The organism is Actinomadura livida (assembly GCF_014648675.1).
Classification (GTDB): domain Bacteria; phylum Actinomycetota; class Actinomycetes; order Streptosporangiales; family Streptosporangiaceae; genus Spirillospora; species Spirillospora livida.
On sequence record NZ_BMRO01000012.1, the window covers coordinates 1 to 23,334 of the forward strand.

At 73.7% G+C, this 23,334-nt stretch carries 19 protein-coding genes; 5 read left to right on the plus strand and 14 right to left on the minus strand.

What is annotated here, in order from left to right; genetic code table 11:
- The first annotated feature begins 187 nt into the window (after positions 1-187).
- On the plus strand, positions 188-1,678 hold the full coding sequence (locus tag IEZ03_RS26415; protein WP_184880103.1) for an APC family permease: 1,491 nt from the start codon (positions 188-190) through the stop codon (positions 1,676-1,678).
- Positions 1,659-3,716, plus strand: coding sequence for an AMP-binding protein (locus IEZ03_RS26420; RefSeq protein ID WP_184880101.1), 2,058 nt, complete (start codon positions 1,659-1,661; stop codon positions 3,714-3,716). Before IEZ03_RS26415 ends, IEZ03_RS26420 begins: the two co-directional genes overlap by 20 nt.
- Here IEZ03_RS26420 and IEZ03_RS26425 read toward each other — a convergent pair.
- The 3 genes from IEZ03_RS26425 to IEZ03_RS26435 form a co-directional block, all read right to left on the minus strand.
- Entirely contained in the window at positions 3,713-4,543 is an 831-nt protein-coding gene (locus IEZ03_RS26425) for an SAM-dependent methyltransferase (RefSeq protein ID WP_184880099.1), read from the minus strand. The two genes, IEZ03_RS26420 and IEZ03_RS26425, sit on opposite strands and share 4 nt — an antisense overlap.
- A gap of 185 nt (positions 4,544-4,728) precedes the next feature.
- Positions 4,729-5,280: a hypothetical protein gene (locus tag IEZ03_RS26430; protein ID WP_184880097.1), complete on the minus strand. Its 552-nt coding sequence runs from the start codon at positions 5,278-5,280 to the stop codon at positions 4,729-4,731.
- Between the two features lie 53 nt (positions 5,281-5,333).
- On the minus strand, positions 5,334-6,065 hold the full coding sequence (locus tag IEZ03_RS26435) for a helix-turn-helix domain-containing protein (RefSeq protein WP_184880095.1): 732 nt from the start codon (positions 6,063-6,065) through the stop codon (positions 5,334-5,336).
- A gap of 162 nt (positions 6,066-6,227) precedes the next feature.
- Between IEZ03_RS26435 and IEZ03_RS26440 the strand changes: the two genes are divergently transcribed.
- Entirely contained in the window at positions 6,228-7,550 is a 1,323-nt protein-coding gene (locus tag IEZ03_RS26440; protein WP_184880093.1) for a metal-dependent hydrolase family protein, read from the plus strand.
- Positions 7,551-7,579: 29 nt separating this feature from the next.
- Here the strand turns inward: IEZ03_RS26440 and IEZ03_RS26445 are convergent, their stop codons facing one another.
- From IEZ03_RS26445 to IEZ03_RS26455, 3 genes are all read right to left on the minus strand, one after another.
- Complete coding sequence (locus IEZ03_RS26445) at positions 7,580-8,932, minus strand: MFS transporter (RefSeq protein WP_229808596.1); 1,353 nt, start codon at positions 8,930-8,932, stop codon at positions 7,580-7,582.
- A gap of 130 nt (positions 8,933-9,062) precedes the next feature.
- The gene (locus IEZ03_RS26450; RefSeq protein WP_184880090.1) at positions 9,063-10,802 is read right to left on the minus strand and encodes an ABC transporter ATP-binding protein; all 1,740 of its coding nucleotides are present in this window, start codon (positions 10,800-10,802) and stop codon (positions 9,063-9,065) included.
- On the minus strand, positions 10,799-12,601 hold the full coding sequence (locus tag IEZ03_RS26455; protein ID WP_184880088.1) for an ABC transporter ATP-binding protein: 1,803 nt from the start codon (positions 12,599-12,601) through the stop codon (positions 10,799-10,801). Before IEZ03_RS26455 ends, IEZ03_RS26450 begins: the two co-directional genes overlap by 4 nt.
- A gap of 122 nt (positions 12,602-12,723) precedes the next feature.
- Between IEZ03_RS26455 and IEZ03_RS26460 the strand changes: the two genes are divergently transcribed.
- Positions 12,724-13,404, plus strand: a complete 681-nt coding sequence (locus IEZ03_RS26460; protein WP_184880086.1) for a TetR/AcrR family transcriptional regulator — start codon at positions 12,724-12,726, stop codon at positions 13,402-13,404.
- A 22-nt stretch (positions 13,405-13,426) separates the two neighbouring features.
- Here IEZ03_RS26460 and IEZ03_RS26465 read toward each other — a convergent pair whose 3' ends face one another.
- On the minus strand, positions 13,427-14,125 hold the full coding sequence (locus IEZ03_RS26465) for a TetR/AcrR family transcriptional regulator (protein ID WP_184880084.1): 699 nt from the start codon (positions 14,123-14,125) through the stop codon (positions 13,427-13,429).
- Between the two features lie 172 nt (positions 14,126-14,297).
- Between IEZ03_RS26465 and IEZ03_RS26470 the strand changes: the two genes are divergently transcribed.
- A complete protein-coding gene (locus tag IEZ03_RS26470) occupies positions 14,298-15,551 on the plus strand; it encodes an oxygenase MpaB family protein (RefSeq protein ID WP_184880082.1) in 1,254 nt (417 codons plus the stop codon).
- 123 nt (positions 15,552-15,674) lie between these two features.
- Here the strand turns inward: IEZ03_RS26470 and IEZ03_RS26475 are convergent, their stop codons facing one another.
- From IEZ03_RS26475 to IEZ03_RS26505, 7 genes are read right to left on the minus strand one after another with little or no spacing between them, the layout of a single operon-like run.
- Entirely contained in the window at positions 15,675-17,012 is a 1,338-nt protein-coding gene (locus IEZ03_RS26475) for an FAD-dependent oxidoreductase (protein WP_184880080.1), read from the minus strand.
- Positions 17,009-17,812: an aspartate/glutamate racemase family protein gene (locus tag IEZ03_RS26480; RefSeq protein WP_131980747.1), complete on the minus strand. Its 804-nt coding sequence runs from the start codon at positions 17,810-17,812 to the stop codon at positions 17,009-17,011. Before IEZ03_RS26480 ends, IEZ03_RS26475 begins: the two co-directional genes overlap by 4 nt.
- 2 nt (positions 17,813-17,814) lie before the next feature.
- On the minus strand, positions 17,815-19,281 hold the full coding sequence (locus tag IEZ03_RS26485) for an FAD-dependent oxidoreductase (protein WP_131980745.1): 1,467 nt from the start codon (positions 19,279-19,281) through the stop codon (positions 17,815-17,817).
- Between the two features lie 11 nt (positions 19,282-19,292).
- A complete protein-coding gene (locus IEZ03_RS26490; RefSeq protein ID WP_131980743.1) occupies positions 19,293-19,880 on the minus strand; it encodes a cysteine hydrolase family protein in 588 nt (195 codons plus the stop codon).
- Positions 19,881-19,920: 40 nt separating this feature from the next.
- Positions 19,921-20,697: an SDR family oxidoreductase gene (locus IEZ03_RS26495; RefSeq protein ID WP_184880078.1), complete on the minus strand. Its 777-nt coding sequence runs from the start codon at positions 20,695-20,697 to the stop codon at positions 19,921-19,923.
- Entirely contained in the window at positions 20,691-22,109 is a 1,419-nt protein-coding gene (locus tag IEZ03_RS26500) for an FAD-dependent oxidoreductase (protein ID WP_184880075.1), read from the minus strand. The genes IEZ03_RS26495 and IEZ03_RS26500 overlap by 7 nt, the downstream gene beginning before the upstream one ends.
- Positions 22,106-23,122 (minus strand): isocitrate lyase/PEP mutase family protein, encoded by a 1,017-nt coding sequence (locus tag IEZ03_RS26505; RefSeq protein WP_184880073.1) that lies wholly within the window; start codon positions 23,120-23,122, stop codon positions 22,106-22,108. The genes IEZ03_RS26500 and IEZ03_RS26505 overlap by 4 nt, the downstream gene beginning before the upstream one ends.
- Between the last annotated feature and the right edge of the window lie 212 nt (positions 23,123-23,334).

Here is a 23,334-nt window from a genome sequence, read left to right on the forward strand (position 1 = left end):
CGGACCGGCTTTCCCTGACCCGCTGCGCGGGGGACCGGATTCCTCCCCGGCCTGAACACCGGAGCATCCTCCGGGAAACCCGGTAATCGATTTCCCCGCCGCCCGTGCGCCCGAACGCCTTGCCGGTTTGTCGCAGATGTGAAAAATCTGAGTGCTAGGTGAGACGGGGGTCCGGAAATGGGGGCGCATGGCAGCCGATATCGATGAGCCGGTGGGGCTCGGCCGCACGCTGGGCACCACCAAGATCGTCTTCCTGGTGGTCGCCGCCGCGGCGCCGCTGGTGGCGATGGCGGGCACGGTGCCGCTGTCGATGGGCGTGGGGAACGGGGCCGGGGTGCCCGGCGCCTACCTCGTCGCCACGCTCACCCTGCTGTGCTTCTCGGCGGGGTACGCGGCGATGGCCCGGACGATCACCGGCGGGGGCGGCTTCTACGCCTACGTCGCCCGCGGGCTGGGCCGTCCGCCCGCCGCCGCGGGCGCGGTGCTCGCCCTGCTCGGCTACAACGGCCTCGTCGCGGCGCTCGCCGGGGGCATCGGCTACTTCCTGACCATCGAGGGCGGCGCGCCCGGACCGTGGTGGCTCTACAGCGCGGCGGGCATCGCGATCATGGCGGTGCTGGGGTTCCGCGCCGTCGACCTGTCGGCCAAGGTGCTGGCGGTGCTGCTGACCTGCGAGATCGGGATGCTGCTCGCCGTCGACCTGGCGATCCTGGCCGACCGGGGGACGGCCGCCTTCCCCGCCGCGTCGTTCGATCCGGCGACGGTGCTGTCCGGGGCACCGGGCGTGGCGTTCATGTTCGCGTTCGGCTCCTTCGTCGGGTACGAGGCGGCCGCGATCTACGCCGAGGAGAGCCGCGACCCGGAGCGCGCGGTGCCGCGGGCCACCTACGCGGCCGTGCTGGTGATCGGGGTGTTCTACACGCTGACGAGCTGGCTGACGGTCGGCGCGCTGGGCGCGGACCGGGCCCGCGGGGTCGCCGACGACCAGGAGGGCGAGCTCATGCTCAACCTGACCTCGGACCTCCTCGGCGCGACCGCCGAGGCGCTGTTCGGGCTCCTGGTCATCACCAGCATCTTCGCCTCGCTGCTGGCCGCCCACAACGCGGCCGGCCGCTACCTGTACTCGCTGGGGCGCGACGGGCTGGTCTTCACCCGGCTGGGCCGCGTCCACCCGCGGCACCGCTCCCCGTACGCGGCGAGCATCGCGCAGTCCGGGTTCACGCTGGTGGTGGTGGCCGCGTTCGCGGTCGCCGGGCTGGACCCGTACCGCAACCTCGTCACCGTGATGAGCGGGCTGTCGACGCTCGGCATCGTGCTGCTGCAGATGCTGACGGCGGTGGCCTGCGTGGTCTACTTCCGCCGCCGCCGCGACCCGCGGCTCCTGCGTACGCTCGTCCTCCCCCTCGCCGGCTGCGTCGGGCTGGTCACCGCGACCGTCCTGCTGCTGGCCAACTTCGGCACGCTGGCGCACAGCGACGCCGTGGCGATCAAAACGCTGCCGTACCTGGCGATGCTGCTCGCGGCGGGCGCCGCGCTGTACGCGCTGCGGCTGCGTGGCACCGACCCTGACCGCTATGCCAGGATCGGCGCGTCGCGCCCCGACACCGCGGACGCGACGCCCGCCGATGCCCTGACACCGCCCCGAACGGGGGACGCCGATGGCTCGCACGCTCGGTGACCTGCACGAACTCACCGGGAAGGAACTGTTCTGCTCGGACTGGGTGCGGCTCGGCGCCGACGACGAGCGGGCCTTCGCCGACGCCTCCTTCCTGCGCGAGGACTTCCTCGGCGCGCCGCCGGCGAACGGCGACCCGTACGGCGACCGGCTCATCTCCGGGTTCCTGCTGCTGTCGCTGCTCGTCGCCTTCCACAAGCGGGAGCTGGACCTCGATCTGCAGGGCGCCTACGGGCTGAACTACGGCGTCGACAAGGTGCGGTTCCTCCGCCCGGTGCTCGCCGGGGAGCGCGTGCGGCTCCGTGCCCGGCTGGTCGAGGCCCGCGAGAAGGAGCCGGGACGGGTGCGCGTGCTCACCCGCAACGTCCTGGAGGTCGAGGACGCCGACACCCCCGCGATGGTCGCCGACTGGATCTCCTTGTTCGTCGCCCCGGAGGAGGAAGGACCGGCGATGCCCGAACTGCCCGGCGAGGAGGTCGTGCCGCGGGTGGGCAGGGTGGCCGGCTACCTGGACCACTGGGCGTCCCGGACCCCCGACGCCCCGCTGGACGAGCTCGACGGCACCGGCCGCGCCCCGCGGACCTACGGGCACGCCGCGGACGACGTGGCCCGCTGCGCCGCCGCGCTGCGCGCCTCGGGGGTGCGGCACGGCGACCGGGTGGCCGTGCTGACGACCCCGCGCCCGGAGTTCCTCACCCTGTTCCTCGCCCTCTCCCGGATCGGCGCGGTGTGGGTCGGGCTCAACCCCCGGTACACGCGCGACGAGCTGCTGCACGTGGTGACCGACAGCGAACCGGTGCTGCTCGTCTCGCTCGCCGAGCACGACGGCCGCTCGTACGCGGCGGACATGGCCGCGCTGCGGGACGCCGCCGGCTCGGTCCGGGAGACGGTGGCGCTGACGGGCGCGTTCCCGGGCGCGGTGCCGTTCGAGGAGTTCGTCGCCCGCGCCGGCGAGCCCTCAGGCGAGTCGTCATCGGAAGGCTCGGATGACGACCCCGGGCTGGTCATCTACACGTCCGGGACGACGGGCCGCCCCAAGGGCGCCGTCATCAGCCACCGAGCGTTCGCCGAAGGGTGCCGCCTCCAGGCGACGCGGCTGCACCACTCGCCCGCCGCGGCCTTGGCCAACCTCCCGGTCAGCCATGTGGGCGGGGTCATGGACGTCGTGTCGGTCCCGCTGGCCATGGGCGGCGCCGTCTGCTTCATGGAGGACTTCGACCCGGCCGCGATCCCGGCGGCCGTCGAACGCGCGCGGGTCACCATCTGGGGCCAGATACCCACCATGTTCCAGATGGTCATGGCGCGTCCCGAGTTCGCCGAGGCGGACCTGTCGTCGCTGGTGTACGTCGCGTGGGGCGGCGCGCCGCTGCCCCGCGAGCTGGTGCCGCCGCTGCGGGCGACGGGTGCGCGCCTCACCTCCGTCTACGGGCTGACGGAGAGCTGCGTCGCGGTGGCCTACAACGACCCGGACGCCGACGACGAGACGCTCGCCACCACGATCGGCCGCCCCGACCCCCGGCTCGAACTGCGGCTCGCCGGCGCGGACGGGACGCCGGTGGCGCCCGGCACGCCCGGCGAGATCCAGCTGCGCAACCCGTGCCTGATGAGCGGCTACCTCGGCGCGCCGGACGCGACCGCCGCGGCCTTCACGCCGGACGGGTTCCTGCGCACCGGCGACGTGGCCGTGGAACGCCCGGACGGCACCCTGACGCTGGTCGGCCGCCTGAAGGAGATGTTCAAGTCGGGCGGCTACAACGTCTATCCCCGCGAGATCGAGCTGGCCCTGGAGGCGCATCCGGACGTCGCCGCGGCGGCCGTGGTCGCCATGCCCGACCCGGTGTTCCACGAGGTCGGCGCCGCGTTCGTCATGACGCGTCCGGGCGCCGGGACCGGCCCGGACGACCTGGACCGCCACTGCCGCACCCGGCTGGCCGCCCACAAGGTCCCCAAGCACTTCGAGATCGTCGACGGGCTGCCGCTGCTGGCCACCGGCAAAGTCGACAAGGAGGCGCTCCGGCGGGCGCTTCCGCCCCGCCCCTAGGCGCAGGGGCGCCTGGCGATGCCGCCGTAGGACGTGACCGTGCGGCGGCCGGCGCGGGGGCGGGCGTTCGGCCAGTGGGCGACGTCCGTCACCTCGGGTGTCGTCAGGTCGAAGCCGTCGAAGAGGCCGGCTATCTGCTCGCGGGTGCGCAGGGTCAGCGGCGCGCTGGCGGTGGCGTACACCTCCCGGAGCATGCCGGTGATGTGCGGTGCGGCGTGGTCGCCGCACATGTGGCTGACGAGCAGCGCGCTGCCGGGGGCCAGCACGTCGCGGAGGGCGGCCACGACCTCCCGGGGCCGTCCGTCATCGAGGTGGTGCAGGACCGCGCTGCAGAGCACGGCGACCGGGCGCCGGAAGTCCAGGACGTCCGCCACCCGCGACTCGGTGAGCAGGCGCTTCGGGTCGCGGACGTCCCCGGGAACGGTCACCACGGAGTCGCCCTCGTCCAGCAGCGCCCGCCCGTGCGCCACCACCACCGGATCGTTGTCGACGTAGACGACGCGGGGGCGCCGCCCCCGCCGGGCGCCGCTGGCGGCGCTCTCATGGACGGCCCGCCCGATCGGCATCCCGCAGCCGAGGTCGAGGAACTGGTCGATGTCCGCTCGCTCCGCCAGCCACCGCACGCCGCGCAGCAGGAAGAGCCGCTCGGCGCGGGCGAGCCCGTACAGCTCCGGCGCGTACTCCAGGGCGTCCTGGACGGCCGACCGGTCCACCGCGTAGTGGTCCTTGCCGTCGAGGAGGTAGTTGTGCATCCGGGCGACGTTGGGGATGTCGGCGACGTATCCGCCGAGCCCCCGCCGGCGGCTCCCGACCGCGTGCAGGCTCACGGCGCGGGCCCCCCGAGCGGGCGGCGGGAGCCACGCCACCGAGCCCGGTCATACTCAAGAAGCATGCAGACCCGCCCTCTCGTGGTGGCAGTAGCGCCGCTTCGGAGCGTAGCCAGCACGCAAGGACAACTTCAACTCAAATGCGGATAAATTGGGCCGCTATTCCAGAGCAGTATGACGGCGGATCACCGCCGGGCGTCCTTGGCCGGGTAGTGGACCAGCCCCTCGGCGATGCGCCGGACGTGCGGCGTGACGTCGGCCGCCGGCAGCTCGGCCGCCCGGTCGCCCTGTTCGGTCAGCCGCTCCAGGAGGAGGTCGGCCAGTTCCTCGGCCTCCTGCTCCTCGTCCACGGCGTGGTCGCTGCGTCCCGCGATGATGCGGGCCGCCTGCCCCGGTAGGTGCGGCGCGAGCCGGCGCAGGCCCTCGGCGCCGGACGCGGAGTCGAGCCGGTGGTGCAGCACCACGTGCGCCAGCTCGTGCAGCAGGATGCCTAAGCGGTGGTACCAGGACCGCGACTTCGCGCAGAACACCACGTACCCGCCGTCGGCCAGCCGCACGGTGGCCCCGCTGAACGGCGCGTCGCGCAGCGCGACGAACCGCAGCTCGACCCGCGCGCCGAGCAGCTCGCTCATCACCTCGCCCGTGCGGCGGCACAGCTCCCGGTGGGTCGCCCCGCCCGGCCCGCGGAACCGCGCCATCACCTCGTCGCAGAGCTCGCCGCGCTCGCGCCTGGTCATGCGGTTCATCGTGATCCGCCTCCGCTCGTGCCGCGCGCCGGCCTGGTCATCGGTCACTCCCGTCCCAGCGGGAACACCCAGCGGGTCTCCCCCGACTCCACCGCCTGTGTGATCGCCTCGACGGCCTGCCTGCGCAGTTCGGGGCTCCACGTGGAGGCGTGCTCGACCACCCGCGCCGCGAACTCGACCACGCCGGCGTCGCGCAGCGCCTTCAGGTCGGCGAGTTCCGCGTCGATGGCGGCGGCGAGCCGGTCGTCGAGGAAGTACGCGGCCTGCGGGACGCCGTCGTCGCCGGTCAGGCCGAAGTGGCCGGCCAGCGCCAGCATGTGCTTGAGCCGGGGGTTGGGCAGCGCGGCCGGGTGCAGCAGCTCCCGGATGTGGCTGGCCGAGATCGACCCGTACCGGCCGTCCGCGCTGATCGCGGCGGCGGCGTCCTCGGGCGTGTACGGCCCCTGCGCGGGCGGGTAGACGGCCTCGAACAGGTGCCGCAGCTTGGCCGGGAACGTGCGGCGCGGGCACTCCTCGCCCTCCCGCTCGTAGCGTCCGCCGACGAACGCGGCCGGGCACACGTCGAGCGCGGCGGCCAGGTCCTGGATCGTCTGCAGGGTCGGGTTGTCGCGGTGCCCCTTGCGCAGGTGCGAGATGTAGCCGTCGGTGATGTCGCCGCCGAGGTCGGTGACCGCCCGCGCCAGCTCGACGTTGGAGAACGGGCGGCGGCGTCCGGGGGGCCGCCGGCACAGGTCGTCCAGAACCGCCGCGAACGACAGGTCGTCAACCATGGCCACGCCTCCGCCTGGACCTTGCCCCGATTCGGGCACAACCGGCCAAGTCGCCCCCACTCTAGCGACGACCCCCCGGCCCCGTCCCCCGTTTCAGGCGCTTGGTAAACCTTCGCAAACCCTTCGCCGGGGGCCGTTCGGCGGCCGCGCAGCGGGCAGCACCCGGTCGTGAGCGAACAGGCGTCCGGGCCGGTCGTCCTGCGCGACGTGCGGATATTCGACGGGCTGAGCGACCGGCTCCGCTCCGGCCACGTGGTCACCGAGGCGACCAAGATAAGGACCGTGGGCGACGGGGAGCCGCCCGCGCCCGCCGGACCGGCCACGGTCATCGACGGGCGCGGGATGACGCTGATTCCCGGGCTGAGCGACGCCCACGTCCACCTCATCCTGGCCGGCGCCACCCAGAGCGAGCTGCTGCTCGGCGGTGCCGGGCTCGGGCAGCTGAAGGGCGCGGCCGAGGCGCGGGCGATGCTGATGCGCGGGTTCACCACCGTCCGCGACATGGCGGGCGACACCGGCGACCTCAAGCGGATGATCGACGCGGGCGCGCTGCCGGGTCCGCGCATCTATCCCAGCCAGGCGGGGCTGTCGCAGACCGCCGGGCACGGCGACTTCGGGATGGTCTACGACGTGCCGACCGCGCTGGGCGGGACCGCGACGCGCGTCGAGCGGCTCGGGCTCATGCGGGTCGCCGACGGCACCGCGCAGGTGCTGGCGGGCGTGCGGGAGCAGCTGCGGAAGGGCGCCTCGCAGATCAAGATGATGGCGGGCGGCGGCGTCGCCTCGGCCTACGACCACCTGGACGTCCTGCAGTACACCGCCGAGGAGCTGCGCGCCGGGGTGCGGGCGGCGGCCGACTGGGGCACCTACGTGGCGGTGCACGTCTACACCGGCGACGGCATCCGGCGGGCGGTCGAGGCCGGGGTGCACGTGATCGAGCACGGGCACCTGGCCGAGGAGGACGACGTCCGGTTCATGGCCGACCACGGCGTCGTGCTGTGCCTCCAGCCGTTCGCGGAGAGCGACCACCACTACCCGGACCCTGCGTCGGCGGAGAAGAACCGGCGGGTGTGCGAGGGGGTGGACCGCGTCTTCGGCTGGGCCCTGGAGCACGGGCTGCGGATCGCGTTCGGCACCGACCTGATGCTGGACCCGGCCGGGAGCGCCAAGCAGAGCGAGATGCTCGTCCGCATGGCCCGGCTCGCGGGCGGCCCCCTGGCGGCGTTGCGGATCGCCACGTTCGGCAACGCCGCCCTGTTCCGGAGGGCCGGGGCCCGCGACCCGTACCAGATACCGACTCCCGCCGACGTGGCCGCGTACGGGGACAAGCCGCACCTCGCCCACCTCGGGGTCATCGCCGAGGGGGCGTGGGCCGATCTGCTCCTGGTCGACGGCGACCCCACGGCCGACCTAGGGCTGCTGGCCGACCCCGCCGCCAACCTGAAGGTGATCATCAAGGACGGCCGCGTCCACAAGAACACCCTCACGTAGCGGACGAGCACGTAGCGGACGAGGCGCCCTCACGCCGGCGGGTCCGTCCGGCGCAGCACGGTGAGGGCGACGAGGGCTGCGGCGACCAGCAGCGCCGCGCTGAGGGTCAGGCCGAACGCGTACCCGTCGTTGAGGGTCTCCGGCGTGACCGTCCCCCCGGTGCGGTTGTGGGCCGCGGTGCCGAGGGCGGCGAGCCCGAGCGAGGCGCCGATCTGCCGCGAGCTGTTCAGCAGGCCCGAGGCGGTGCCGGTCTCGTGGGACGCGACGCCGGCGGTGGCGGTCGAGACGACCGGCCCCAGGCAGAGCCCGAAACCGGTGCCCGCGATGACCGAGGGCCCGAGGACGTCGGTGACGAAGCCGCCGTCCGGGCTGATCAGGCCGAACCAGGCGAACCCGGTCGCGGTCAGCAGCCCGCCGGCCACCAGCAGGGTCCGCGGCGGGAGGCGGTAGCCGAGCTTCACGGCGAGCACGGACCCGGCGACCACCGCGAGGGCGAACGGCAGGAACATGAGCCCGGCCGGCGCCGGCCCGATCGCCAGGACCCGCTGCAGGTAGAGCGACATGAAGTAGAAGGCCGCGGCCATCGCCGCGCCCACCAGCAGGTTGTAGGCGTTCGCGCCGCTGACGGAGCGGTTGGCGAACAGCCCGAGCCGGACGAGCGGCTCGCGGGTGGTGGTCCGCTCGACCTGGACGAACGCGGCCAGCAGCACGGCGGCGCCCGCCAGGGTCGCGAGGGTGACCGGGGACGTCCACGCGTACTGGTCGGTGCGGACGACGCCGAACACCAGCAGGCCCATGCCCGCCGTCGCGAGGACGGCGCCGAGCACGTCCGGGCGTCCGCCGCGCGACGGCGGCGGGCCCGCCGCGACGCCCCGCCAGGCGAGGGCGAGCGCGCCGGCGGCCATCGGCACGTTCACGAACATGACCCAGCGCCACCCGGCGTACTCGGTGAGCACGCCGCCGATCAGCACGCCGAGCGCCCCGCCCGCGGCGTTCATCGCGCTCCACACCCCGAAGGCCCGGACGCGGGCCCGGCCCGCCGGGAACGTCGCGGCCAGCAGCGCCAGCGCGGCCGGCGCCAGCGCGGCGGCCCCGACGCCCTGCGCGGCCCGCGCGGCGACCAGGTGCCCGGGTTCCTGGGCGAAGCCGCCGGCGAGGGAGGCGAGGCCGAACAGGCCGAGCCCGAGCAGCAGGACCCGCTTGCGGCCGTACCGGTCGGCGGCCTTGCCGCCGAGGAGCAGGAGCCCGCCGAAGGTGAGGGCGTAGGCGTGGATCACCCAGGTCAGGCCCACCTCGCCGAAGCCGAGCCCGGCCGCGATCTGCGGAAGGCCGACGTTCACGACGGACAGGTCGAGCGAGACCATGAACTGCACGACGGCCACTGCGGCGAGGGTCAGTCCCGGCCGGCCGCCCGGACCGCCCGAGGCGGGCTCCGCGTCCGGCGGGCTACTTTTCGAACGTGTTCCGAAATTAGACATGAGAATTCCCCACGGAATGTCGATCGGTTACGGGTCAGTGGATGGCGGCCGGGCCGGTCAGGCGCCAGCCCTGCGCGCGCTCGCGCTCCCGCCAGTAGCGGGCGTACCGGCCGTCGCGGGCGACCAGTTCCTCGTGGGTGCCCTCCTCCACGGCGCGTCCGCCGTCGAGGACGACGATGTGGTCCGCCTCGCGCAGCGTGTGCAGCCGGTGCGCGACCACCAGGACGGTGCGGTCCCGCGACAGGGCGGCCATCGCCTGCTGCAGGGCGTGCTCGTTCTCGGCGTCCAGCGCCGCGGTCGCCTCGTCGAACAGGACGATCGGGGTGTCCTTGAGCAGCGCACGCGCGATCGAGACGCGCTGCCGCTCCCCGCCGGACAGCCGGCCGCCGCCCTCCCCGACCCGCGCCTCCCAGCCGCCCGGCAGGCGCTCGGCGATGTCGTCCACCCGCGCCGTGCGGGCCGCCGCGCGGACCTCCTCGTCGGTGGCGTCGGGGCGGCCGACGCGGACGTTGTCGAGGATCGTCCCGTCGAACAGGTAGACGTCCTGGAAGACGACCGAGATGAGGGACGTGAGGTCCTCGGTGCGCATCTCGCGGACGTCCACGCCGCCCACCCGCACCGCGCCGGCGGCGGGATCGGCGAACCGCGCGATCAGCTTGATCACGGTCGTCTTGCCCGCCCCGGACGGGCCGACCAGCGCGGTCATCCGGCCCTGCGGCACCCGCATCGACAGCCCGGCCAGCACAGCGGTGCCGTCGTAGCCGAACCGCACGCCGTCGAGCTCTACGTCGGTGCCGTCCGGCCGGCGCGACACGTCCGGTTCGGGCAGCGTCGCGGTGCCGAGCAGCGTGTCGATCTCCGTCACCGCGTTCTGCGCGACCCGGATCGCGCCGCCCAGCTCGGCGACGAACGCCACCGGCTCGGCGAACCGGGCCGCCAGCACCAGCAGGGCGATCAGCTCGGCGGTGCCCACCGAGCCGTCGAGCGCCAGGTAGGTGCCGAGGGCCAGCAGGACGACGAACGACGCCTGCGCGATGAAGCCGAGCGCGACGATGCCGGGCATCCCGGCGCGCAGCGTCCGGCGGCCGGCCGCGTGCTGCGCGGCGAGGGCGCCGTCGAGCGCGGCGTGCCCCTCCGCCGTCCGGCCGAAGGCCCGCAGCACCGGCTGGGCGCGCGCGAACTCCACGATCCGCCCGGCGGCCGCGGCGTGCACGGCGTCCGCGTGCCGGTCGGCGGCCTGCATGCCGCGGCTCGCCAGCCGGTACGCCACCGCCACCGCGACCGCGGCGACGGCCATCGAGAGCGCCAGCCGCCAGTCGAAGGCGACCATCGCCAGCAGCACGACCAGCGGCGTGACGACGGCGTCGACCAGCGGCCGGAGCAGGTGCGCGGGCACCGACATGATGTCGACCACGCGCTGCGAGGCCAGCCGCCCCAGCTCGCCGACGCGGTCGCCGGTGAACCAGGCGGGCGGCAGCTGCGCGACCTTGTCCCCGATGCGGTGGTGCAGGTCGCGGCTCAGGCGCGTGCCGGCCCGGTACCCGGCCACCGTCGCGCGGTGGTTCACCGCCGCGTACCCCGCCCACAGCACCGCGAGCGCGAGCAGCCACGGCCGGGCCCGTCCGGGGTCGTCGCCGAGCACCTCGCGCAGGATCGGCACCAGCAGGACGAACGCCGCCCCCTGCAGCAGCGCCGCGACGGTGAACAGGGCCAGCACGCGGCGCAGCGCGCTGTCGTGCTCCGGCCCGAGCGCGGCGAACAGCCGGCGGATCATCGCTCCCCCTCCTCGCCCGCGCCGATCCCGGCATAGGCGTCGTTCTCGTGGGTCGGGTTCTGGAGCCGCCACATCCGCGCGTAGCGGCCGCCGGCGGCGAGCAGTTCCGCGTGCGTGCCCTGCTCGGCGATCCGGCCGCGGTCGAGCACGACGATCCGGTCGGCGCCGGCCACCGACGCCAGCCGGTGCGCGACGACGAGGACGGTCCGGCCGGCCGCCAGCTCCGACAGCGCGTCCTGGATCGACGCCTCCGCCTCCGGGTCGGCGTGGGCGGTCGCCTCGTCCAGCACCACGATCGGGGTCTCCGCGAGGATCGCCCGCGCGATGGACAGCCGCTGCGCCTCCCCGCCGGAGAAGCGGACGTCCCTGCCGACGACCGAGTCGTAGCCGCGGGGCAGCGCGCGGACGCGGTCGTCGATGGCCGCGGCCCGCGCCGCGCGGCGCACCGTCTCGTCGTCCGCGTCGGGACGGGCGAGGCGGATGTTGTCGCGCACGCTTGCGTCGAGCAACTGGACGTCTTGCAGGACGAACGACACCAGCCGGTAGAGCCGGTCCGGCGCGATCTCGCGCACGTCGACGCCGCCGATCGCGACGCTTCCCGCGGTCGGGTCGAAGAACCGCGGCAGCAGCTTCGCCAGCGTGGTCTTGCCCGAGCCCGACGCTCCGACGAGCGCGGTCACGGTGCCCGGCTCCAGCACCAGGTCGATGCCGCTCAGCACCGGCCGGTCCGCGTCGTAGCCGAACTCCACCCCGGACATCCCGACCCTCGGTCCGCCGCCGAGATCGGGGCTTCGCGGTTCGGCGGGGACCGCCAGCTCCGGCGCCGCGAGCAGGGCGCCCACCCGTTTCGCCGCCGTGTTCGCCGTCTCGATGTCCTCGCCGTGGAAGTCCATCGCCTGCAGCGGCGCGGCCAGGCCCAGGCCGAGGATCACGAACGGCAGCAGGTCGACCGCGTCCAGGTGCCCGGCGGAGACCAGGGCCGTCCCTCCGACCAGCACCGCGAGCAGGATGGTGACCGGGCTCAGCACCACGGCCGAGGCGGCGCCCGCCCGGTAGCTCCGCGAGAGCCACGCGTCGAGGAACTCCGCGAAGTCGTCGGCTGCCCGCGCGTACCGCCGGTGCGCGCGCTTCGCCTGCCCGAACATCTTCACCACGGCGATGCCCTCGACGAACTCGACGACGCTGCCGATGATGCGCTGCAGTGCCCGGTCGTAGGCGGCCATCTCCGCGGTCATGCTCGTGATCCGCCGGGCGAACAGCGCGATCCCGACGACGAGCGGGACCAGCAGGATCAGCGCCATCCGCCAGTCGACCCAGAACAGGTAGCCGAGCGTCACCAGCGCCGTCACGACGACCGCGGTGAGGTCCAGCAGGGAGTGCGCCACGAGGTGGTGCATCGCGTCCACGTCGTGCTGGACCGCCTTGCCGATGCCGCCCGCGCCCCGGTCGGTGAACCACCCCAGCGGTACGCGCCCCAGCCGGTCGACCAGGCGGCGCCGGACCGAGAGCTGGAGATCGAGGTCCGCGTTGTGGGCGAGCGTTCCCGCCACCGCGGTCAGCAGCAGCCAGGCGAGCAGCGCGCCGGCCGCGACCGCGGTCACCGTCCAGGCCCGGCCGCGGTCGGCCGGGCCTTCCGCGAGCAGCACCCTGGCCAGTTCGGCCACCGCCGCGAACGGCACGACGGCCAATGCCGCCGCCAAGGCACGCAGCGCGATCGCCATGCCGAGCCGCCGCCGGACGGGGCTCAGCAACTCCCCCAGACCCACGGTGCCCGCGGGTTCCCCTTCTGCCGTCTTCATCGTCTCCGATGCCCTCCCCTGCGGCCGGCGGACTTTCCGAACATGTTCCGAAAGTAGCACCGCGTCCGTCCGGCTGTCGACGGGTTTGGTGGCGGCGGGCGGCGGGACGGCATGATGGGACGATGTCCCGTCCGCCCGCACCGCACGGCCGCACCGGCCGCCCGCCCGTGACGTCCCGCGCGCAGATCGTCACGGCGGCCCGCCGGATCATCGAGCGGGACGGCTGGGAGAAGCTGACGGTCCGGGGGCTCGCCGCCGAGCTCGGCATCGGGGCGACGACCCTGTACCACCACGTGCGGAGCAAGGAGGACCTGCTGGTCCTGGTGCTCAACCACTATCTCGGGCAGGTCGAGCGCCCGCCGCCGCCCGGCGACCCGCGGGAGCGCATCATCACGGCCGCCACCGCGATGCACGACGCGGCCGCGGCCTGGCCGTGGGCCGTGGAGATCGTCACGACGGACGGCTTCGTCGGCCTCCTCGACGAGTCGGCGCTGTGGATGGTCGACGAGGTCCTGGCCGGCGCCGAGGACCACGGCTGCACGCCCGCGGACGCCGTCTACATCTTCCGCAGCATCTGGTACTACACCGCCGGCGAAATCCTCGTCCGCGCCAACACCGCGCGCCGGCGGGCCGGCGTCCTGGGCCCGTTCTCCCTGGACCACATCGACGGGTCGCGGCTGCCGCGCCTCGCCGCCGTCGGCGCCGGCCAGTGGGCGGCGGTAGCCCAGCGGGACACCTACGAGATGGGGCTCCGCGCACTGGTGGACGGCCTGCTAGCCCAGACCGGACCGACCCCGGGCTGACAGTCCGTTGACTCGCGGCTTGTCAGCTGGGCTGCGAGCGCTCCATGGGGTGGGGCGGGGCGTCCAGCATGGGGACGAGGAACCGCCTTGCCAGGGCGGCCGCCTGCTCGTCGTCGTCCAAGTCGATGAGCTCGGTCGGGATCGCCAGGAAGGAACCGGAGACCCGGACCATCATCTCGGCGACGAAGTCGATGTCCAGGTCGGGCGACACGTTGCCCGCGCGCTGCTCGCGGCGGAGCTGGCCCGCGACGAACTGCCGCACGATGGCGAGCGTGCGGCCGTCGTCGCTGATCGTGGAGGCCATCAGCAGGTCCGGTTCCGCGGCGCTCAGCCCGCCGATCAGGGGGTTGCTCCGGATGGCGCGCAACGAGCTCACGAAACCGAGCACGACCCGGTCGGCGGCGGTCTCGGCCTGCTTGATCTCGTCGAGGAACCGGTCGAAGTAGCGGCGGAACTCGCGGCGCACCACCTGCTCGACCAGGGCGTCCTTGGTGACGAACCGCCGGTAGACCGTGATGCGGGAGACGCCGGCCCGCCGCGCCACGTCCTCCATGGTGGAGCGCTGGATGCCCATCCGCGAGAACTGCTCATAGGCCGCGTCGAGCACGCTCGCGCGGGTCTCGTCCATTTCGTCGACCTGCTCGACGGCGTCGGTGTACGCGCGTTCGAGCAGCGACTCCTGGCCCGAATTGCCCATGAGCGCCGACAGCGCACGTTCCATGATCGCCTCCCGAGATGACCGATTCTGCCTGACTCTCCGGCCAACGTCACGCTAGGTCTTGTCAAGGCCGAGACAGTGTGCTGACATTGTGTCCAGCACCGATGATACACGGAAGCGATCCACGTTTCACCGTATCAAGCTGGTGCTCTTCCACCCCGAGGAGGAGCAAGGCATGGAAAACCCCAGCAGACGCAACGTGCTGATCACGGGTGGCGCCGTCGGCGCACTCGGCGCACTGAGCGTGGCAACCCCCGCACAAGCGTCCTCATTGTGGACGTGGTCTCCCACGGGCTCGGTGGCGGGTGCCGGCGCCGGCGCCGACCCTAAGGGCGTCTGGGACGACGAGGCCGACCAGCTGGTCGCCTCCCTGCTTGAGCGCGGCGTCGTCCCCGACGTCAACCGGAAGCTGGCGCAGTGGACCAAGAACGGCCAGACGCTCCCGAGCGGGCTGCCCGCGGACCTGCGCGACTTCATCGAGCGCGCCCGGCAGCTGCCGTCATGGACCGACCAGGCCAAGCTCACCCAGGCGGTCGACTTCAATGAGAGGCGAGGACTCTACCTCGGGGTGACCTACGGGTTCGCCAGCGGGATGATGAGCACGGTCATCCCGCGCGAGGCGCGCGCCGTGTACTACTCCAAGGGTGGCGCGGACATGCGGGACCGCATCACCAAGACCGCCAAGCTCGGGTACGACATCGGGACCGCGAACGCCTACGGCGCCAACGGCGAGATGATCGTGACCTGCGTCAAGACCCGGCTGGCCCACGCGGGCGTGCGGCACCTGCTGCCGCAGTCCCCGCACTGGACCAGTGTCGCCGACGAAGAGAAGCCGATCAGCCAGGCCGACATGATGGTCACCTGGCACAGCCTGCCCACGACCGTCATGCAGAACCTGGTCAAGTGGAAGGTGCCGATCCCCGCCGCCGACTCCGAGGCGTTCCTGCACTCGTGGCAGGTCTGCGCCCACATGCTCGGCATCAAGGACGAGTACATCCCCAACTCGTGGTCCGAGGCCAACTCCCAGGCCAAGCAGGTCCTCGACCCGATCCTGGCTCCCACGCCCGAGGGCATCAAGCTCGCGGACATGCTCCTGAACCTCGCCACGATCGTCCCGGGCGGCCCCCTCCGGTACGTCACCAAGCCGATCCTCGGCGCGCTCACCCGCTACGTGCTCGGCGACGAGATCGCCGGCTGGCTGAACATCCGCCGGTACCCGCTCTGGGACACGATCTTCGAGGTCGGCTGGGAGCCCTTCGTCCGCATCCGCGAGGGCCTGCTCGAGCTCGAGGACGCGCCGGGGATCGTCCAGGCCTCCTACTGGGCCTTCGACGAGATCCTCCGCGTCGCCGCGCTGCTGGTGCTGTCCGGCGCGGACTACCCGATCAGCATCGAGATCCCCACCGGCAACAACCCGGACTACGAGTGATCAAGACCGCCTGACCTCAACCGCTCGGTCGGCACCCGCGCATTCGGGCTTGGAATCCCCCCTCCGATTCCAAGCCCGAAGCCATTTCCAGATGATCTGGCAGATCTGAAATCCGCCCCCGGCCTAACGGCCCGCCAGGGCGTTGCCGATTATCCAGCCCATGCCGAACGCGGACAGGAGGCCGTTGCCGGACAGGTAGCCGTCGGAGTGGGGGCCGGCCAGGCCGCAGGCCGTGCCGCCCCCCGCGTACAGGCCGGGGATCGGCCGGCCGGCGCCGTCCAGGACGCGGCCGCCCGGGTCGATCACCAGGCCGCCCTGCGTGGTCAGCAGGCCGTGGGTGACCCACGCGAGGTGGTACGGCGCGGTGAGGCGGCGGCGTCCCGGCAGCGGGGTCAGGGCGCGTTCGGTCTCCTCGACCGTGCGGCCCAGCGCCCCGGCCAGGTCCTCGATCGTCGGGCAGTCCCGGACGGCGCCAGCGGCGAGGGATTCGCGCATCATCTCGGACTCGCGGGTGGCGGCCATCGCGGCGGCGTCCCAGACCATCGCGGCGCGTTCGCCCGGCCGCCGCCGCAGGACGCCCGCCATGGACGAGTAGCCCTTGGACTCCTCGTCCACGAAGCGCTCGCCGTCGCGGTCGACTAGGACGGCGCCGTTGAACGGCAGCGCCGGGGACACCCGGGTGCCGTGGCCGGCGACGACCAGGCCGGAACGCAGTCCGGCGCCCATGTTCCGCAGCCGCGCGCCCAGCCGCAGCGCCCAGCCGAGCGCGTCCCCGGTCGAGGTGGAGACGCCGCCGTAGAAGGGTGTGCCGAGATGCGGCAGGTGCTCCCCGACCAGCGCCGGGTTGTTCGCGAAGCCGTCGGTGGCGAGGACGACGCTGCGGGCCCGGACGCGCTGCAGGACGCCGTTCTGGGAGACGGCGACGCCGGTGACCCCGCCGTCGCCGGTCACGAGGTCGACCACGGGCGCCTCGTCCACGAAGGCGGCGTTGCCGTACCCGTCGAGGAGGCCGCGCAGGTGGCGCATGAGCCGGGCGCCGCCGAGCCGCCCGGTGTCGGTGTGCAGCCGCCGCGCGGCCATCCCGGCCCGGGGCATGTCGAGGCCGAGTTCGACGGGGTAGCCGGTGTCGGCGATCCAATGGACGAGGTCCGGCGCCGCCGCGCAGAGCGCCTCCACCACCGGACGCCACTCCTCGTCGCCGCCGGCGCGGATGATGTCGTCGGCGTGCCGGCGCGGCGAGTCCTCCACGCCGGCCGCGGCCTGCCAGCGGGTCCCTCCGGCGGCGAGGGAGCCGGAGGAGATCGCCGCGTTGCAGCCGTCGCGGGTGGACTTCTCGAAGACCGCGACGGTCAGGCCGGGGTCGCGTGCCGCGCGGAGGGCGGTCATCACGCCGCACGCCCCGCCGCCCGCGACGGCGACATCGACCTCCGCGTCCCACGCGTGCGGGGCCGGCGCGGTCACGTCAGCGTCCTGTTCGTCCCGTAGAAGTCGCGTGCCGCGTCGACCAGCGGGCGGGGCGGGCGGGCCCCGTAGAACCCGGTTCGCGCCGGAGCGAGCCCGGTGGCGCGGTACTGCGCCGCGCGCAGCTCCGCGACGCGGACGCAGGTGCCGAGGGAGTCGAGGACCGGCACGTCGTCGACCCGGGACACGCCCTGGTCCGCGAGGAACACGTTGAGCGGCCCCTCACCGGGGACGATGACGTTCGCGCCGGCCTCGATCGCCCGGCGCGCCGCGCGGGTGAACGCGTCGAGCAGCGGCCCCGGGTCGGCGTAGGCCGCCATGACGTCGGTGAACCCGGCCTCCACCTGGACGATCGGCCCGACCAGCGCGTCCAGCCGGTAGTTGCGCAGGTTGCGGCGCAGCTGCGGTTCGAGGGCCCCGATGAAGTTGACGATGCCGACGCGGTCGCCGAGCGCGCCCGCCATCAGCACCGACGTCTGGCCGAACGCGATCACCGGGATGTCGACCAGCGTCCGGACCTCCTCGTACGCGGTGTCGGGGATGGTCGCGATCAAAAACGCGTCGTAGCCCTCGTCCTGCGCCCGCAGCGCGGCGTGCGCGAACTGCTCCCGGTGCAGGCCGGCGAGGTAGGCGTACCCGATGTGGGTGCCCGGGTAGTCCGACGGGTAGGTGCCGGGCTTCATCCCGTGGAGGTCGATCCCGGTGCCGGGGGCGGCCTGCGACCGCAGGTGGCGGGCGAGCGCGTCGCGGTAGTGCGGGACGTCGTCGAGGACCGTGAAGGACTGGTGCCAGATCCGCATCGTCAGGCTCCCGCGAGGGACCGCGCGCGGGCCGCGGCGCCGGCGCCGGCGATCCGGCCGAACGTCGCGCCGCGCAGCACCGAGGTGGAGCCCGTGTAGTTGGTGTAATACAGCCCGGTCAGCTCCCCCGCCGCGTACAGGCCCGCGATGGGACGGCCGTCGCGGTCCACGACCTCGGCGGCCGAGGTGGTCTTCAGGCCGCCGAAGCTGAATACGTTGGCCGCCATGATCGGGTAGGCCGCGAACGGGCCCCGGTCGACGGGGCGGCTCCAGTTCGACTTCGGCGGGACGAGCCCGCGGGTCGCGAGGCCGTCCGGCGCGGTGGGGTCGAAACCGTCCGGCGGCGGGCAGGCCGCGTTGTACGCCTCGATCGTCGCCTCGACGTCCGCGGCGGGGAGTTCCAGCCGGCGCGCGAGGTCGCCGACGGTGTCCGCGGTGACGGGCGGGACGTCGGTGCGGACGCCCGCCATCAGGTTCGGCACCGCCAGCCCCCGCTGGTCGAGGATCACCCAGGCGATCCCGCCGGTCTGGTCCTGGATCGCGCGGGTCGTCCGCTCGTACCAGGCGTCGACGGTGCCGCGGGCCTCGTCCACGAACCGGCGCCCCTCCCGGTTGACCAGCACGCCGTAGGGGAAGCAGAAGATCGCGGCCTCGGGCGCGCCGCTGCGCGGGTCGACCGGCTCGGCGTGGAAGAGCGAGAAGTTCCCTGCGGTGGCCGCGCCGAGCGCCAGCGCCATCTCCAGCCCCTCCCCCTTGTTGTAGTTGCCGCCCCTTGCGACGGGACGGCAGGTCAGCGCCCGCTCGCCGTGGTAGCGGGCCATCAGCTCGAAGTTGCCCTGGTAGCCGCCGCTGGCGAGGACGACGGCGCCCTCGAAGACCGCGGGGCCTTCGGCGGTGTGCGCGACCACGCCGGCGACGCCGCGTCCGGAGCGGACGAGCCCGCGGGCGGTGGTCTCGAAGTGGAACTCCACCCCGAGCCGCCGGGCCGCTCCGCCCATCGTCTCGACGATGGCGAGGCCGCCGCCGACCGGCGCCATCCGGGTCGTGGACCGGGTGAGGAACGGGGTCGGCACGAAGTCGAACCGGACGCCGTGCCCGGCCATCCAGCGCAGCGCTCCCGGCGCGTTCTCGGCGAGCGCGGCGACGTAGTCCGGGTCGACGGTGTGGGCGGCGCGGTAGAGCGCGCCCTGCCTGCGGGCCGGGAGCGCCGCGTCGTTGACGATGGACGGGTCGGGGTGCCCCATGAAGTCGTCCACGAGGGCGTCGGCGAAACCGTCCGCGACCTCGTCCAGCGACTTCATGCGCAGGAACGCCTCGGTGTAGCGGGTGTTGCCGCCGGTCTCGGCCTCGGGGGCGCGCTCCAGGACCGCGACGCGGGCGCCGTCCTCGGCCGCCGACACCGCGGCCGACAGGCCGGCGACGCCGCCGCCGACCACGACCACGTCGTAGCGATGGGTTTGCTCGGTCATGGCGGCGTCCCTCAGAACCGGAGGTCGGCGGAGCCGGTCACGGAGCCGAACAGCGGGAGCATGTGCGTCACGGAGAACTCGTGGAAGTCCGGGCGGAAGGAGGCGCACATGTCCTCGACCACGGTCACCTGGAGCCCGGAGTCCGAGGCGTGCCGCGCCGCCGACTCTACGACGAGGTTGGTGGCGACGCCGCCGAGGACGACCTCGGTGACGCCTTCCGCGGCCAGGACCTCGCGCAGCGGCGTCCCGACGAACGGGTCGACGCAGCCCTTGTCGACGACCGGCTCGCCCGCGACCGGCGCCAGCGCCTTGACGATCTGCGCCTCCGGGGAGTCCGCGAGCATCGCGCGCTGCTCCTCGTAGGGGTCGAAGCGAGGCAGCCGGTTGGTGCGCAGCCGGTAGGACGGGTCGAACGCGAGCCGCACGTGGGCGACGAACGTCCCGGCGGCGCGGGCGGCGGCCAGCACCCGCTCGGCCGTCGCCAGGACGCCGCGCTCGGCGATCTGCGCGGCGAGCGGCGGCATCCGCAGGTGCGGGCCCTCCTCGCAGAGCGCGACCTGGTAGTCGAGCATGAGCAGGGCCTTCTTGGCGGTGGTCATCGAGGTCTCTCCTTCTGATCGGGATGGGGAACGGCCGGGGCTACCAGGCGGACCAGCCGCCGTCGACGTACACGACCTGGCCGGTCATGTACGCGGCGGCCGGGCTCGCGAGCAGCAGCAGCGGGCCGGTGAGGTCGGTGCCGGGATCGCCGAGCCGGCCGAGCATCGTGCGGTCGCCGAACCACTTCAGCCGGTCGGGCTCGGCGCCGAGCGCGGCCGTCATCTGGGTGGGGTAGAAGACGCCGGGCGCGAGGCAGTTGACGTTGACGCCGTGCGGGCCGAGTTCGGCGGCGAGCGCCCGGGTCACGTTGACGACGCCCGCCTTGGACGAGTAGTACGCCGACTCGGGCACGGGCCCCACGCGCTCGGCGTACACGGTGGTGAGGTTGACGATGCGTCCGCCCCGGCCTCGGCGGGTGAGCGCCTTGCCGGCCTCGCGTCCGACGAGCCAGGTCCCGGTGAGGTTGACGCGGACGACCCGCTCGAACTCCTCCAGCGACGTCTCGTCGTAGGGCTTGCGCAGCATGACCCCGGCGGCGTTGACGACGACGTCCAGCCGGCCGTGCGCGCCGATGACGGCGTCGACGAGTGCGGCGACGGACGCCTCGTCGGTGACGTCCACCTCGTGTTCGCTCGCGCCGCGGGCCCGTGCCGTGGCGGCGAGGTCGGCGGCGCGCGACGCCAGGTCGGCGACGGCGACCCGCGCGCCGGCGTCCGCCAGGGCGTGCGCGGCGCGCTCGCCCAGGCCCCCCGCCGACGCGCCCACCACCAGGGCCACCTGGCCGGACAGGTCGAACGGGTTCGACGGTTTCACCATTGGAGCTCGCTTTCCTCTGCCGCGGCGTTCCGTCCGGCGAGCCGGCCGAAGACGCCGGACTTGCCGATGGACGTGCCGGTCATGTAGCCGGCGCCGTGGAAGCCGCCGGTGATCTCTCCCGCCGCGTAGAGGCGCCCGATCGGGTCGCCCCACCAGTCGAGGACCCGCATCCGGGTGTCGACGGTGAGCCCGCAGTACGTCGCGAGCACGACGGTTCCGGACGGGTGCGCGTAGAACGGCGGCCGGTCGATCGGCGCCGGGCGCCCCACTCCCCCGGACAGGCGGGCCCGGCCGAACGGGTCGGGCCGCCCCTGCTCGATCGCCGCGTTGTACTCGGCGACCGTGCGCCGCAAGGAGCCCTCCGGGAGGCCGATCGCGGCCTCAAGCGCCGCGATCGTGTCGGCTTTGAGCAGCATCCCGGCGCGCTCGCGCCCGCCGAACCCGTAGATCGGCACCTCGTCGTTGGCCTGGGCCATCGTCCGGGCGTCGAAGACCTGCCAGGTGGTCACGCCGGGCTGGGCGAGCGCGGCGTCCCCGATCTCCTTGTAGTTCTTCGACTCGTCCACGAACCGGCGGCCCTCGCGGTTGACCGCGATCGCCCCCTTGTAGACCGCGAGGACGCCGGTGCCGTCCTCGTCCGGGTGCTCGGTGTAGTAGTGCCCGTAGGTGCCCTTGATGTAGGGGGTGTCGCGCAGCCCGGCGCCCAGCGCCATGGCCATCTTGAGGCCGTCGCCCTCGTTGCCGTCGCCCCCCTGCCGCAGCGCGTGCTCCATCTGCGGCGCGAACGCGGCGAGCAGCTCCGGGTTCATCGAGAAGCCGCCCGTGGCGAGGACGACGGCGTCTGCCCGCACCTCCCGGCCGTCGGCGAGCCGGACGCCGGTCACCCTGGAGCCGTCGTGCAGCAGCCGGGCGGCCGGGGCGTCGCACATGATCCGGGCGCCCAGCTCGCCGGCCGCCTTGAGCAGCAGCTCCAGCATGCGGGTGGTGTCCGCGGGATGGCTGCGCGGCGCCGACTGCCCGGAGGCCGCGTGGATCTCGCCGTACCGGACGCCGTGGCCCTTGAGCCAGCGGTGGGCGTCCAGCTGGTGCTCGCAGTAGAGGTCGACCAGCGCCGGGTCGTTGCGCCCCTTGCCGACTTCGAGGAGGTCCTTGCGCATCAGGTCGACGGAGTCGGCGATGCCCTGCTCCGCCTGTTCGTCCGTCCCCGCGAAAGCGGACAGCCCCGCGGACTTCACGGTGGACCCGCCGATCTCGCCGGTCTTCTCCAGCAGCAGGGCGTACCGGCCCGCCTCGGCGGCCGCCAGCAGCGCGGCGCATCCGGCGAGCCCGGCGCCGAGGACGAGGACGCCGACGCGCTCGGGCAGCTCGGTCTCGACCGGCAGGCCGGGCACGGCGCCGTCCCGGAGGCTCACTTGGCGCCCCCGGGCTCGCGGTCCAGCGCGGCTTCGGCGGCGCTGAACGCGGGCAGGTTGAACAGGTTCTGCCGCTGCGACCAGGTGGCCATCCGGCCGGCCCGCGACGCGGTCTCACCGCGTTCGCGCAGATGGGCGAGCGCCTCCCGGCCGGCCAGGTGCATCGACCGCATCAGGTAGTTGGCGAACAGCACGACGCCGAACCCGAGGCGGGCGTACTCGGCGAGCTCCAGTTGCGGGGTCTTGCCGCCCTCGACCACGTTGACGATCAGCGGGACGCCCGCCAGCTCGCGGCCGACCAGGGCCAGCTCCTCGACCGTCCGGGGCGCCTCGACGAACAACGCGTCCGCGCCGGCCTCGGCGTACGCGCGGCCGCGGGCGATCGCCTCGTCGATACCGTGCGCGGAGCGGGCGTCCGTCCTGGCGATGATCACCAGCGCGTCGGCGGCGCCCGGCTCCGCGCCCCGCGCTGCGCACGCCGCGGCGATCTTGGTCTGCATGTGGCCGGACGGGATGAGCGCGTGCGAGTCGAAGTGCCCGCACCGCTTGGGCGTCTCCTGGTCCTCCAGCTGGAGACCGGCGACCCCGGCGCGCTCCAGCAGCCGGACGGTGCGCATGGCCGACAGCGGGCCGCCGTAGCCGGTGTCGGCGTCGCAGATCAGCGGGATCCGGGTCGCCTCCGTGAGCCGTCCGGCGTGGTCGGCCACCTCCGTCTGGGAGACGAGGCCGATGTCGGGCAGGCCGAAGCCGGCGTTGGCCAGCCCCGCGCCGGTGGCGTAGACCGCGGCGAACCCCGCCTCCTCCACGAGCCGGGCGCCGAGCGCGTCGGTCGCGCCCGGCAGCACGAGCGGTTCGAGGGCGTCGCCCCGGCCGGGCACGGCCGTCGCCGCGGCCAGCGCGGAGCGCAGCGCGACGCGCTTGTCGCGGGCGCTCGGGCCGGGGCCGACCCCGGTCAGCGACGAGAGCAGGCCCGACTCCCAGGGCTGCGTGAGCGGCACGGTCGACTCCTCCATGTAGTGATTACTACAGAGCCTTACCGTGACATCAGCCGCCGCGAGAACGCAACCCCGACAACCTGAGGAGGGGTGCGATCTGGGGAAGATGATCGGCCGCTGTGGTCGCCGTCACGAAATTTCGGCACCCCTCTTGCCTTCTCTGGAGTGCTCGTTCTACGGTTCCGCGTAGTGACTGTTACAGAGATGTCGGTCACGCCTCCCTGCCGATC